The 13573-nt window shown below is 72.5% G+C and carries 10 protein-coding genes; 2 read left to right on the top strand and 8 right to left on the bottom strand.

Annotated elements, in window-relative coordinates:
• Positions 1-74: 74 nt before the first annotated feature.
• Complete coding sequence (locus QTQ03_RS27870) at positions 75-863, bottom strand: sporulation protein (protein ID WP_289280603.1); 789 nt, start codon at positions 861-863, stop codon at positions 75-77.
• Between the two features lie 258 nt (positions 864-1121).
• Between QTQ03_RS27870 and sigB the strand changes: the two genes are divergently transcribed.
• Positions 1122-2138, top strand: a complete 1017-nt coding sequence (gene sigB / locus QTQ03_RS27865) for an RNA polymerase sigma factor SigB (protein ID WP_502889667.1) — start codon at positions 1122-1124, stop codon at positions 2136-2138.
• A 137-nt stretch (positions 2139-2275) separates the two neighbouring features.
• On the opposite strand, the gene QTQ03_RS27860 is transcribed toward sigB, so the two are convergent.
• From QTQ03_RS27860 to QTQ03_RS27850, 3 genes are all read right to left on the bottom strand, one after another.
• On the bottom strand, positions 2276-4828 hold the full coding sequence (locus QTQ03_RS27860; protein WP_289280599.1) for a bifunctional acetate--CoA ligase family protein/GNAT family N-acetyltransferase: 2553 nt from the start codon (positions 4826-4828) through the stop codon (positions 2276-2278).
• 24 nt (positions 4829-4852) lie between these two features.
• Positions 4853-6034 carry an acetoin utilization protein AcuC gene (locus QTQ03_RS27855; RefSeq protein WP_289280598.1) on the bottom strand — a complete coding sequence of 394 codons (1182 nt, stop codon included), beginning with the start codon at positions 6032-6034 and terminating at the stop codon, positions 4853-4855.
• Positions 6035-6157: 123 nt separating this feature from the next.
• A complete protein-coding gene (locus QTQ03_RS27850; RefSeq protein WP_289280597.1) occupies positions 6158-7030 on the bottom strand; it encodes a sulfurtransferase in 873 nt (290 codons plus the stop codon).
• 156 nt (positions 7031-7186) lie between these two features.
• Between QTQ03_RS27850 and QTQ03_RS27845 the strand changes: the two genes are divergently transcribed.
• Complete coding sequence (locus QTQ03_RS27845; RefSeq protein WP_502889666.1) at positions 7187-7876, top strand: iron-dependent transcriptional repressor DtxR; 690 nt, start codon at positions 7187-7189, stop codon at positions 7874-7876.
• A 115-nt stretch (positions 7877-7991) separates the two neighbouring features.
• Here the strand turns inward: QTQ03_RS27845 and QTQ03_RS27840 are convergent, their stop codons facing one another.
• The 4 genes from QTQ03_RS27840 to nrdR all read right to left on the bottom strand — a co-directional run bounded on the left by QTQ03_RS27840 (position 7992) and on the right by nrdR (position 13166).
• Positions 7992-8231: a C1orf53 family protein gene (locus QTQ03_RS27840; protein WP_289276122.1), complete on the bottom strand. Its 240-nt coding sequence runs from the start codon at positions 8229-8231 to the stop codon at positions 7992-7994.
• Positions 8232-8253: 22 nt separating this feature from the next.
• Positions 8254-9243 (bottom strand): asparaginase, encoded by a 990-nt coding sequence (locus QTQ03_RS27835; RefSeq protein WP_289280596.1) that lies wholly within the window; start codon positions 9241-9243, stop codon positions 8254-8256.
• A 499-nt stretch (positions 9244-9742) separates the two neighbouring features.
• Complete coding sequence (locus tag QTQ03_RS27830) at positions 9743-12616, bottom strand: vitamin B12-dependent ribonucleotide reductase (RefSeq protein ID WP_289280595.1); 2874 nt, start codon at positions 12614-12616, stop codon at positions 9743-9745.
• Between the two features lie 55 nt (positions 12617-12671).
• The gene (nrdR, locus tag QTQ03_RS27825; protein ID WP_289280594.1) at positions 12672-13166 is read right to left on the bottom strand and encodes a transcriptional regulator NrdR; all 495 of its coding nucleotides are present in this window, start codon (positions 13164-13166) and stop codon (positions 12672-12674) included.
• Between the last annotated feature and the right edge of the window lie 407 nt (positions 13167-13573).

The raw sequence follows: 13573 nt of genomic DNA, 5'->3' as shown, positions 1-13573 counted from the left end.
GGTTGATCATGATGGCGTGCTGTCCGTCCGCCCCGGACCCACCCACTCCTGGCAACCGGGAGTGCGCGCGGCGATCAGCCGAAGAGGCCGCGGCGCTGGAGGGACTGGCGCAGCCAGGCGTCGAGCTGGGCGGTCCAGTCGGTGCGGTCGGCGGTCACGTGGTCGACCGAGAAGCGGCCGAAGGCGTCGCGGCCCTCGGTGAACAGGCCGCCCCGCTTGTCCAACTCCAGCACGACCTGGATCTGGTGTGGATCGGTCACGAAGGTGACCTCGAGCTGGTTGATCCCGCTGGCGTACTGCGGCGCCGGGTAGAACTCGATCTCCTGATAGAACGGCAGCGTCTGCCGCACTCCGTAGATGTGGCCGCGCTCGACGTCGGCGCGGGCGAACCGGAAGCCCAGCCGCAGGAACGCCTCCAGGATCCGCTCCTGCGACGGCAGCGGATGCACGGCCACGGCGTCCAGGTCGCCCTTGTCGACCGCGCGAGCCACCTCCAACTCGGTCCGCAGGCCCATCGTCATGCCGCGCAGGTGCTGGCCGTACAGCTCGGTGAGCGGGGTCTCCCAGGGCACGTCGAAGCGGAACGGGACGTCGTACCGCTGCCCGGCCTCCAGCCGGAACGAGCCGGTGATGTGCTGGCGGTGGAACTCCTCGGTGGTCTCGTAGTCGTTGTCACCGCTCTCCACCTCGACCCGGGTGACCAGGCCCAGCGCCACGTACGAAATGTCGACCGGGTGGTCGCCGCCCGCGACGTGGACGGTCCCCTCCAGTTGGCCGCCGGGGCGGCAGTTCGGATTCGCCAGAACGGTTTCCACCGAGGGGCCGCCGACGCCCATCGCCTGCATGAGCCGCTTGAAGACCACGACGCTCTCCATCACCTGTGCGGAACGTTCGCCGGCGGCCGCTCCGCTGGCCGTGCCGGCAGCCGACCTCTCCCGGCCGACCGCTGGCACGGTAACCGGGTCCGGCAAGCACCGGCCGACGGCGACACGCCAGGTGGGATTCCTGTCGGGTCCCCGATCGCCTCACCCCTGTCTCACGCCCCGGGCGCCAAGCTGTGTGTCACCGGCACCACTGGCCGGAGAGTGCGGCACAGACGTGGACACGGGGAGAGACGAAAGATGGCCCTGCAGATGATGGAGCACCGGACGCGCCCGGTTGGCACGATCGACGCCGACCACGGCACCGAGACCTTGACCGACCTGGACGCCACCGACGAGCGCGGCATCTCCACGGACCTCGTGCGGGCGTACCTCAACGGCATCGGCAAGACGAAGCTGCTGACCGCCGCGCAGGAGGTCGAGCTGGCCCGCCGCATCGAGGCCGGGCTCTTCGCCGAGGAGAAACTCGCCACCTGCACCCCGGTCTCCGCAGCACTGCGGGCCGACCTGAAGCTGATCGCCGCCGAGGGGCGGGCCGCCAAGAATCACCTGCTGGAGGCGAACCTACGCCTCGTCGTGAGCATCGCCAAGCGGTACACGGGCCGCGGGATGGCCTTCCTGGACCTGATCCAGGAAGGCAACCTCGGCCTGATCCGCGCGGTCGAGAAGTTCGACTACGCCAAGGGCTACAAGTTCTCCACCTACGCCACCTGGTGGATCCGCCAGGCGATCACCCGCGCCATGGCCGACCAGGCCCGCACCATCCGCATCCCGGTGCACATGGTCGAGCAGGTCAATCGGATGGTGCGGGCCCGCCGGGAGTTGTCGATCTCGCTCGGCCGGGAGCCCACCGTCGCGGAGGTGTCCCAGGCGCTGAACATCCCCGAGTACCAGGTGATCGAGCTGATCTCGTTCGACCGGGAGCCGGTGAGCCTGGACCAGGCAGTCGGCGAGGACGGAGAGAGCGCGCTCGGTGACTTCGTCGCGTCGGTCGGACCGACGGCCGGCCCGGACGACGCCGCCGCCCAGGGTGAGCTGCGCCAGGAGGTGAGCGTCGTGCTCGCCACGCTGTCCCAGCGCGAGCAGGCGGTGATCCGGCTCCGGTTCGGGCTGGACGACGGCCGGCAGCGCACGCTGGACGAGGTCGGACGGGAGTTCGGTCTGTCCCGCGAGCGGATCCGGCAGATCGAGAAGGTGACACTGCTGAAGCTGCGGGCCCCGGAGCGGGCGCAGCGCCTGGAGGCGTACGCCTGCTGAGGTGGGCGTCGCCCGCGACGGCCCGGGCGGGTCGCCAGGCCGTCGTCGGTTCGGCGGAGCGCGCCGAGCTGTCCCGGGCGAACCCTGCGTCGAGCGGGGTCCTCCGCCATCACGTCGGGTGTCCCGACGGGTCTTCCTCACAACCGGCGGGGGCCGGTGTCGGGGCGGGCGCCGGCCGAGCCGATCCGGACCGTGGCGTGCAGCACCGACAACCCGTCCGGGCGGGCCAGCACCGGGTTCAGGGTCAGGGCGCGGACCCGGGGCTGCTCGTCGCCGAGCAGCCCCACCCGCACCAGCAGGTCGGCCAGGGACGTGCGATCCACCGGAGCGGCGCCCCGGTGCCCGCGCAGGAGCGGGGCCGCTCGCGGCTCGTCGACCAGCTCGGCCGCGTCGAGGTCGGTCAGTGGTGCCGACCGCCAGGCCCGGTCGCCCAGCAGCTCGGTCGCGACGCCGCCCAGGCCGAAGCCGACCACCGGGCCGAACGCCGGGTCCTCCACCAGCTCCACCACGCAGGCCACCCCCGGGGGGACCATCGGCTGGACCAGGACGTCGGTGCCGAACACCGTCGACATCTCCGCGTACGCGCGCCGCACGGTCGCCTCGTCGGGCAGGTCGAGGCGGACGGCGCCGAGGTCCAGCCGGTGCCGCAGGCCCGGGGCGGCGGCCTTCAGCGCCACCGGAAAGCCCAGCTCGACCGCCGCCTCCGCGGCCTCGTCCGCCGAGGCGGCCGGCACCGATGCCACCACGTCGATCCCGTAGGCGGCGAGCAGCCCGCCCGGATCGAGGGAATCGGGACGCAGTGCCGTCTGCGCCGCGCCCCGGTCGACGTCGGGCAGCTCGGACAGCCTCCCGGGGCGCCGCCGCAGCCAGTCGGCGTACGCGGTGACCCGGCCCAGGGCGCGGACCGCCTCCTCCACGCTCGGATACCCGGGCACCCCGGTCGGGGCGCGTCCGACCAGGAACGTCGCCACCGTGGGCTTGCCGGCGGCGAGCGCCGCGGGCAGAGCGGCGGTGAAGTCCGCCTCGGCGTCCGGCAGTTGGCCGGGCAGCGGCGGCGCGAACACCGCAACCAGCGAGTCCACCACCTCGTCGGCCGCCGCGGCGGCGAGGGCCGCGGCGAACTCGGCCGCTCCGGCACGTGGGCCGACGTTGCGCGGGTATCCGTCGGCGAGGGTGAGCCCCTGCGCTGCGCAGGCGGTGGCCGCGAGCCCGGCCAGCGCAGACGAGTTACCGACGACCCCGACCCGATCGCCGCCGGGCAGCGGCTGGTGGGCCAGCAGGACGCCGACGTCGAGCAGCTCGGCGACCGTGTCCACCCGAATCACCCCGGACTGGGCGAACAGCGCGCTGACCGCTACCTGATCCGGGCCGGCCGACGGGCCGACCCCGGGCGGACGGGCCGGTGACGCCAGCGCGACGATCGGTTTGTCCCGCCCGATCCGCCGGGCCAGCCGGGCGAACTTCCGCGGGTTGCCGAAGGTTTCCAGGTACAACATGATCACGTCGGTGCCGGGGTCGCCCTGCCAGTACTGGAGCAGGTCGTTGCCGGAGACGTCGGCCCGGTTGCCGGCCGACACGAAGCTGGACAGGCCGAGCCCCCGCCGGTCCGCCTCGGCCAGCAGCGCCACCCCGAACGCGCCGGACTGACTGAACAGACCGACCCGGCCGGGCACCGGCAGCCGTGGGGCGAGCGTGGCGTTGAGGCGTACGTCGGGGGCGGTGTTCGCCACCCCCAGGCAGTTCGGACCGACGACGCGCATGCCCGCCGCGTGCGCGGCGCGAACCAGCCGGCGCTGCGCGGCCGCGCCCTCCGCGCCGGCCTCGGCGAAGCCGGCGCTGATCACGATCAGGCCGTGCGCCCCGGCGGCCGCGTCGGCGACCACCGTCTCCACCGCGTCCGGCGGGACGGCCACCACGGCCAGGTCGACCGGCAGGCCCGCGTCGGCCGCCGACGGGTACGCCGGCAGCCCGGCCACCGTCGTCGCGGTCAGGTGCACGGGTACGACGCTGCCGGTGAACCCGTAGTCGCGCAGGTGCCCGAGCACCGCCGCCCCGACGCCCTGCCCGGTGGCGCTGGCGCCGTAGACGGCGACGCCGCGCGGCGCGAGCAGCCGGGCGACGGACCTGGCCTCGGTGCGGCGCTCGCGGCCCCGTTGCACCTCCAACGTGGCGTCGGTCGGCGCGATCGGGAAGCTCAGGTGGACCACGCCGTCGGCGAACTGGCGCTGCACCTGGTACCCGAAGTCGGCGAACACTCGCAGCATCGCGCCGTTGGTCGGCAGCACCTCGGCGACGAAGCTCGTGAGGCCGATCCGCCGGGCCGCGTCGGCCAGGTGCTCCAGCAGCACCGACCCGATGCCCCGGCCCTGGTAGGCGTCCTCGACCACGAACGCCACCTCGGCCTCCGGGGACTGCCGTCCGAGACGCTCGTACCGGCCGACCGCGACGATCTGGTCGGCGGCCAGCACCACGAACGCCTCCCGATCCCGGTGGTCGACGTGCACGAAGCGCTGGAGGTCACGCTCGGGGATCCGCGGGTACGGCGAGAAGTAGCGCAGGTAGCGGGTGCGCTCGGAGAAGCGCGAGTGCATCGCGACGATGCCCGGCCCGTCCGACGGCCGGATCGACCGCAACTGGACGGTGGTGCCGTCGCTGAGCAACACGTCCACCGGCTGGTCCACTGTGGTCACGTTGGGCGGCCCTCCCCGGCCGCGTCAGTCGCGCGGGTCGTGCGGGTCGAGCCCCAGCAGCGGGAAGATCGACCTGCGGGTGGTGGCGATGGCGCGGTCCACCGAGTTCGGCTCGCCGGAGGGCTGCCACGGTTCGTACGAGGGGTCGACGTCGTCGGTCATTCGCAGCGGGACCTCCCGGCCGGGACGCCGGGAGGCGGCCAGTTCCCGCCAGACGGGCGGGGTGAGCGTTGCCGGGTCGAGCGGCGTGCCGGTGGCCACCGCGAGCAGGTGGGTCCAGGCCCGGGGCACGACCTCGACCAGCGCGTACCCGCCGCCGCCGGTGGCCACCCAGCGCCCTTCGCACAGCTCGTCGGCGAGCGCCCGCAGGGCGATGTAGGTGGCGCGCTGGCCGTCGACCGACAGGTTCAGGTCGGCGAGCGGGTCGAGCCGGTGCCCGTCCGCACCGCACTGGGTGACCAGCACCTGCGGCTGGAAGGCGTGCAGCACCGACGGCACGATCGCGTGGAACGCCCGCTGCCAGCCGGCGTCGTCGACGCCGGGCGGCAGCGGGATGTTGACCGCGCTGCCCGGCGCCTCCGGGCCACCGGTCTCGTCCGGGAAACCGGTTCCCGGGAACAGGGCGAGGGGCGTCTCGTGCAGGCTCACGGTCAGCACCCGCGGGTCGTTCCAGAAGATCCGCTGCACCCCGTCGCCGTGGTGGACGTCCACATCCACGTACGCGACCCGCTGCGCGCCGAGGTCGAGCAGGCGGGCGATGGCCACCGCCGGGTCGTTGTAGACGCAGAAGCCGGCGGCCCGCGCCGGCATGGCGTGGTGCAGCCCGCCGGCCACGTTGACCGCCCGGCGCGCGTCGCCCCGCCAGACCGCCTCGGCCGCCGCCACCGAGGCGCCCGCGATCAGCGCGCTGGCCTCGTGCATCCCCGCGAAGACCGGGTTGTCGGAGGTGCCCAGGCCGAACCTGGCGAAGAGCGGGTCCTGCGAGGCGGCGCGAACGGCCTCCAGGTAACGCGGGTCGTGCACCCGGGTCAGCAGATCGTCGTCCGCCGGCTCCGGCTTGACCAGTCGCACCCCCGGGCGTTCCAGCACAGCCAGCTGTCGGGCCAGCGCGACGGCCAGCTCCACCCGGACCGGGTCAAGCGGATGGTCACCGAAGTCGTAGGCGAGCAGCGACTCGTCCCACACCACCACCGTGTCGTCCGACATGGGCCCATCGTCGCACGAGAATCTTGTGCGGTGACCCACGGCACGCGTCGCTCAGGTCGGTGGCGTCGCCGGCCGACCGGCCGTGCGCCGCACCGGTTTTGGCCCGCCGCCGGTGCCGGGCGCTCACGCCGACGGCGCGGACCCGGCGGGCTGCTCCCCCACCGCCACCGGGCGAGACGGGTCGGCGACCCAGTTGCTCCACGACCCGACGTACAGCGCGGCGTCCGGGCGACCGGCCAGGTGCAGGGCGAGGACCGCCTGCGCGGCGGTGACACCGGACCCGCAGTACGCGCCGACCGGCTGGCCGGCGACCACCCCGGCGGCGGCGAACCGCCGCTGCAACGCGTCGGCCGCCGGGAACCGGCCCTCGGCGACGTACTCCGGTGCGGGCAGGTTCGCCGCGCCCGGCACGTGCCCGGCGACCGGGTCGATCGGCTCGGTCTCGCCCCGGTAGCGGGCCCCCGCCCGGACGTCCACGAGGGCGCCGTCGCCGGCCGCGGCGAGCCGGGCGGCCCCGGCCGCGTCGAGCACCGGCAGCGCACCGGGGTGCACCTCGACGTCGCCGGGCGGCGGGACGGGTGCCTCGGTGGAGATGGGCAGGCCCGCCGCGACCCAGGCTGGCCAGCCGCCGTGCAGCAGGCGGACCTTTCGGTGGCCCGCCCAGCGCAGCGTCCACCAGGCTCGGGCGGCGGACATGCCGTCGCCGCCGTCGTACACCACGACCGGGTGTCCGGCCCGGACTCCGGCGGCCCGCAGCGCGGCCTGGAGCGCGGCGGGGTCCGGCAGCGGGTGCCGGCCGGCGGCCCCCGGCGGCCCGCACAGGTCGGTGTCCAGGTCGACGAAGACCGCGCCGGGCAGGTGGCCGGCGGCGTAGTCGGCCCGGCCGGGCGGGCCGGTCAGGCGCCAGCGGACGTCGAGCAGGGTGGGCGGGGTGACGCCGTCGAGTTCGGCGGCGAGCCGGTCGACCTCGACCAGCAGATCCTCGGTGCCGGACATGATGTCCAGTCAACACCATCGGGGTATCCGCCGGGCGGTTCGGCGTCGGCCGTTCGCCGTTACTCGGGGTAGTATCGATCACCGGAGGGCTGCCGTGAAACATGATTCGGTCGACTCGAGTGAGGGCGTAGTTGCCTCCGGGAAGAGGTGGTAGCGATGGCCAAACATGATCTTGTCGACACGACCGAGATGTACCTGCGCACCATCCTCGAACTCGAGGAGGAGGGGGTTCCGCCGCTGCGCGCCCGGATCGCCGAGCGACTGCGGCAGAGCGGCCCCACCGTCAGCCAGACCGTCGCGCGGATGGAGCGGGACGGCCTGCTCACCGTCGAGGGCGACCGGCACCTGGCCCTCACCCCGGCCGGGCGCAGCACGGCGGTCTCCGTGATGCGCAAGCACCGGCTGGCCGAGCTGCTGCTGGTCAACGTCATCGGGATGCCCTACGAGGAGGCTCACGAGGAGGCCTGCCGGTGGGAGCACGTGATGAGCGACGCGGTGGAGAAGCGGGTGTACGACCTGCTCAACCGCCCCACCCGCTCGCCCTACGGCAACCCGATCCCGGGCTTGGCGGAGCTGGGCTCGGCGAGCCCGGCCGAGGCCGAACCGGCGGAGGGTGAGCGCAACCTGGTGTTCCCCGGTCTGTCCGGCCCCGTCGTGGTCCGGCGGATCTGCGAAAGTGTGCAGACCAACGCGGACGTGCTGCGCCAGCTGCACGCCGCCGGAGTCGACCCGGGCGCGACGGTGACCGTCGCCCAGGAGCGGGACGGGGTGTCGATCGACCGCTCCGGCGACCGCGTCCGCCTCCCCCGCGAAGTCGCCTCCCGGGTCTTCGTCGCTGCCAGCTGATCCCACTCCGCCGGCCCGCGCCCACCTCGTCGAGTTTGCACTTCCCGCCCGGAGTACCTGCCGCAAGCCGGCAGGTCAGGGACCAGCAGTGCACGATCGCCGCTGGGTGGCGGGTTCAGTCGACGTACGGACAGTGGCGGCAGCCTCGGCCGCAGCAGGTGCCGCGGCGGGCGAGGAAGCCGGCACTGAGGACGAAGAGACCCGTCGCCGGATCGGGGTAGCCGACCCCGCCGTTGGTCAGGGCGGCCGTGTGCGCGGCGAGGATCCGCGACCGGTCGGGGTGATCGAGCGGAAGCCGGGACGGGTGCGGATCGGTCAGCGGCCGGTGCGCCAGCGCTCGTCGCTCGCCGGTCACCTGAGCAGTCCGAGGACGGCGCTCACCCGTGCCGGGCGAGGGTGGCGGCGATGGCTGGCCGATCCACGCCGGCCGCGAGCAGCAGCCGGAGCAGGACCTTCGCCTTGTACGGGTCGAGCATCCCGCCGTTCAGCAGCCCACGTCGTTGCAGATCGGACTCCGAGCCGACCGCGCCGTACGTGTGCCGCAGTACCGATCCAGCCCCGGATCGGGAGGTGAGCACCACCGGGATCTGCGCGGCCAGGGCGCCGAGCATCGGGGCCAGCGCACCCGGCACGTGCCCGACGCCGAAGCCGGCGACCACCAGCCCGTGGTGGGTTCCGGCGAGACCGCCGAGCAGCCCGCCGTCGTCGTCGAGGGTCGCGGTGTGCAGTGCGACCCGGGTGGCGCCCAGCCGGGTCGGGTCGACCGGCGGCAGTGGTTCCCGCCGCTCGGGCCGGGCCAACACCCGCACCTCCTCCTCGACCACGAGCCCGATCGGACCGACGTCGGGGGAGACGAAGGTGGCGGTGCTGGTGCTGTGCGTCTTGCGTACCCAACGGGCGGCGTGGACATCGTCGTTGAGCGTGACCAGCACGCCGAGGTCCCGGGCGGCGGGCGCGGCGGCCACCCGCGCGGCGGCGAGCAGGTTCGCCGGCCCGTCCGCTCCGGCCAGGGTGGGGTTGCGCATCGCGCCGGTGAAGACCAGTGGGGCGGCGTGCGGCCAGAGCAGGTCGGCCAGGAAGGCCGACTCCTCCAGCGTGTCGGTGCCCTGGGTGACGACCACGCCGACCGCGCCCGCGGCCACCGCCCGCGACGCGGCGTCGACCAGGTCCAGCACATGCCGATACGTGAGGTTCGCGCTGGGCACCGCGAGAACGTCCCGGACGTCCAGCGGCTCGCCGAGATCCGCCAGGCCGGGCACGGCGGCGGTCAGGTCCGCGCCGGTCAGCCGGGGTAGCACTCCCGGCCCGTCCTGGCCCGCATCGCCCATCGCGATGGTGCCGCCCAGGGCAAACAGGGTGATGGACACGCCGGGCCTCCCGTCCGCCGTTCCCGGTAACGGCCCACAGAAACATACCGCCCGCGCCCAGGTCGCTGCTGGTCGTAGTCAGGATCCGGCGGGACCCCTCGTGCGACCCGTCGCGGTGGTGGAACCACTCGTCACCGGGACATGCGGCTCACCGGATCCGGCACAGGAAGCGCCGGTGCAGCAACCCGGTCGGCGCCCAGGTCCCGGTCCTCGGCGGCCGACACCAGATGGGATCCAGGTGGAGCGCCAGCGAGACCGGCGCTTCCGTCGAACACCGCCGACAGTTCCTCGCACCGGGCCGCGCTGGGCCCCGGCCCGATGTGCACCCATCGCCGGTCCACACTGGACGAACCGTGTTCTGTGTGTTCACGAGTGACCGCCGAGGAAACACCAGGTGGTCGCGCGGGCACTCCAGGTCCGTCTCGCCACATTCTGGACGGGTGCGTACCGACTCACGAGCCCCGGGCGTTGGTAATGCCCGGGGCTCGTTGCTCCTACGTCAGCTGCAGCCGCTGGTGCTGCCGCAGCCCTCGCAGACGTAGCAGCTACCGGCCGGGCGCATCTTCGTACCGCAGGTGAAGCAGAGCGGCGCGTCGGCGGCCTTGCCGATCACCGCCTCCAGCAGCTCGGTGCTCGAGCCGACCGAGGGCGCCGGCTTGGCTGCGGCGACGTCGGCGATTTCCTGCGCCGGCTGGGCGACCGGGCCGGTCTTCGGCTCGGCGGACGCCTCGACCGGGGCGGAGGCGGCCATCGCGGTGAGGTCCGCGCCGTTCGCCTCCGCCTCCGCCTCGGCCGCCAACTGGGCCGCCCGCTCCTTGGCGGTGAAGATGCCCAGCTCCCCGCGGCGCTCGTACGGCAGGAAGTCCAGGGCCAGGCGACGGAAGATGTAGTCCATCACCGAGGCCGCCATCCGCACGTCCGGATCGTCGGTCATGCCGGCCGGCTCGAAGCGCATGTTGGTGAACTTGCTGACGTACGTCTCCAGCGGGACGCCGTACTGGAGACCGATGGAGATGGCCACCGAGAAGGCGTCCATCACCCCGGCCAGGGTCGAGCCCTGCTTCGACATCTTGAGGAAGACCTCGCCGAGACCGTCGTCCGGGTACGACGAGGCGGTGAGGTAGCCCTCGGCGCCGCCGACCGAGAAGGAGATGGTCTCCGACGGCCGCTTCTTCGGCAGCCGCCTGCGCACCGGGTGGTACTCGACGACCTTCTCCACGACCTTCTCGACCACGGCCGTCGGCTCCGGCTCCGCCGACTTCTTCTTCGCCGCCGAGAGCGGCTGGCCGACCTTGCAGTTGTCCCGGTAGATCGCCAGCGCCTTGAGGCCGAGCTTCCAGCCCTCGAAGTAGATCCGCTCGACGTCCTCGACGGTGGCCTGCTCAGGCATGTTGACCGTCTTGGAGATGGCGCCGGAGATGAACGGCTGGACGGCCGCCATCATCCGCACGTGCCCCATCGGGGCGATCGACCGCTCGCCCATCGCGCAGTCGAAGACCTGGTAGTGCTCCGGCTTGAGACCGGGGGCGTCCACCACGTGGCCGTGGTCGGCGATGTGCTCGACAATCGCCTCGACCTGCTCCTCGGGGTAGCCGAGGCTGCGCAGGGCACGCGGCACGGTCTGGTTGACGATCTGCATCGACCCGCCGCCGACCAGTTTCTTGAACTTGACCAACGCCAGGTCCGGCTCGACGCCGGTGGTGTCACAGTCCATCATCAGGCCGATGGTTCCGGTGGGCGCGAGCACACTGGCCTGCGAGTTCCGCCAGCCGCTCCGGTCGCCGACCTTGTTGCCGAGGGTCCACTGCTTGGTCGCCTCGCGCTGCACGGCGGTGGCCACGGCGCCCGAGGGCTTGATCTCGTCGTTGGCGGCGGCGTGCTTGCGCATCACCCGCTTGTGCGGCTCGGCGTTGCGGGCGTAGCCGTCGTACGCGCCGACGACGCCGGCCAGCTCGGCCGAGCGGCGGTACGCGGTGCCGGTCATCAGCGAGGTGATCGCCGCGGCCAGCGAGCGGCCCTGCTCCGAGTCGTACGGCAGGCCCGACGCCATCAGCAGTGCGCCGAGGTTGGCGTACCCGATCCCGAGCTGCCGGTAGGCGCGGGTGGTCTCGCCGATCTTCTCGGTCGGGAAGTCGGCGAAGCAGATCGAGATGTCCATCGCCGTGATGATCAGCTCGACCGACTTGACGAACTTCGCCACCTCGAAGCCACCATCGGCGCGGAGGAACTTCATCAGGTTGAGCGAGGCCAGGTTGCACGAGGAGTTGTCCAGGTGCAGGTACTCCGAGCACGGGTTCGACGCGGTGATCCGCCCGGTCTCCGGGCAGGTGTGCCAGTCGTTGATGGTGTCGTCGTACTGCAGGCCGGGGTCGGCGCACTCCCAGGCGGCCTGGGAGACGGTGCGGAAGAGCCGCTTCGCGTCGATCGTGTCGATCACCGCGCCGTCGAGACGGCCGCGCAGGTCGAAACTGCCGTCGTTCTCCACCGCCGCCATGAACTCGTCGGAGACCCGCACCGAGTTGTTGGCGTTCTGGTACTGCACGCTGACGATGTCGGCACCGCCCAGGTCCATGTCGAAGCCGGCGTCCCGCAGCGCGCGGATCTTGTTCTCCTCGCGCGCCTTGGTGACGACGAACTCCTCGACGTCCGGGTGGTCGACGTCGAGGATGACCATCTTGGCCGCACGCCGGGTGGCACCGCCGGACTTGATGGTGCCGGCGGAGGCGTCCGCGCCGCGCATGAAGCTGACCGGGCCGGAGGCGGTGCCGCCGGAGGAGAGCAGCTCCTTCGAGGAGCGGATCCGGGACAGGTTGACGCCGGAGCCGGAGCCGCCCTTGAAGATCAGCCCCTCCTCCTTGTACCAGTCCAGGATGGAATCCATCGAGTCGTCCACAGAAAGGATGAAACACGCGCTGACCTGCTGCGGCGAGGGCGTGCCCACGTTGAACCAGACCGGCGAGTTGAAGCTGAACACCTGGTGCAGCAGCATCCAGGTCAGTTCGTGGGCGAAGACCTCGGCGTCGGCCGAGGTGGCAAAGTAGCCGTACTCCTCACCGGCGGTGCGGTAGGTGCGCACCACCCGGTCGATCAGCTGCCGCAGCGACCACTCCCGCTCCGGGGTGCCCACCGCGCCCCGGAAGTACTTGGTGGTCACGATATTGGCCGCGTTGACGCTCCACGACTCCGGGAACTCCACGCCCCGCTGCTCGAAGTTGACCGAGCCGTCCCGCCAGTTCGTCATCACGACGTCCCGGCGCTCCCACGCGACCTCGTCGTACGGGTGGACCCCTTCGGTGGTCCAGACCCGCTCGACCGTCAGCCCCGCCGCCGCCTTGTTCCGTGACCTGCTCGTCGTCACACCGTCCCCCGGCATCTTGTCCGCCCCTCGTCCGCGCGCCCCGCGCGGTCCGACTGTCTGAAACTGAAACTCAACTGGTACGGCCGGCCGCCTCGGCGGCCTCGGCACCCACCCGGGCCCGGGCCGCGGCGCGCAGCGTCTCGATCTCGCGCTCGAAGTCGGCGAGCGACTCGAACGACCGATAGACGCTGGCGAACCGCAGGTAGGCCACCTCGTCCAGGTCCCGTAGCGGCCCCAGGATGGCCAGCCCCACCTCGTGGCTGGGGATCTCGGCGGCCCCCTTGGCCCGGACCGTCTCCTCCACCTTCTGCGCGAGCAGCGCGATGGAGTCGTCGTCGACCGGCCGGCCCTGGCACGCCTTGCGCACCCCGCCGATGATCTTCGTACGGCTGAACGACTCGGTGACCCCGCTGCGCTTGACCACCGCGAGGACGGCCTCCTCCACCGTGGTGAACCGTCTGCCGCACTCCGGGCAGGATCGCCGTCGGCGGATCAACTGGCCGTCGTCGGCCTCCCGCGAGTCGACAACCCGAGAGTCGGGGTGCCGGCAGTACGGACACCGCATGAGCCCGACCTCCTCCTCTGTCAACCGCGGGTGCCTGCCGGCTGCCTCCGGGCACGCGTCGGGACGGCTGAGACGTCTTTCGACGGTCCCCGCCGGGCTGGCGATGCGGGAGTGCGTTCGGTAGTCGAACCCAACCTATAGGCGACTTACGCCCGTGTTACTACTACATCTAGGGGTCGACCGTAGGCCGCAGACGATCCGAAATCAAGTTGGCCGGCATGTCCGGCGCGTCACCCACATCCGGGGAGCACCCCTTTCCCCGACCCCCAGAAGCCCAACCGCCCAGCCACCGGCCCGGTTGTCGGCCACCCGGCCGACAGACCCCGACGATCCGCCGAATTAGAACAGCCGTTCGACGCGACGTACCATTTACCAGAACGCGGCCACCACCCGCACGGATCTCCACC

This window comes from Micromonospora sp. WMMA1363 (genome assembly GCF_030345795.1).
GTDB lineage: Bacteria > Actinomycetota > Actinomycetes > Mycobacteriales > Micromonosporaceae > Micromonospora.
This window is presented reverse-complemented; position numbering and strand designations above follow the sequence as displayed.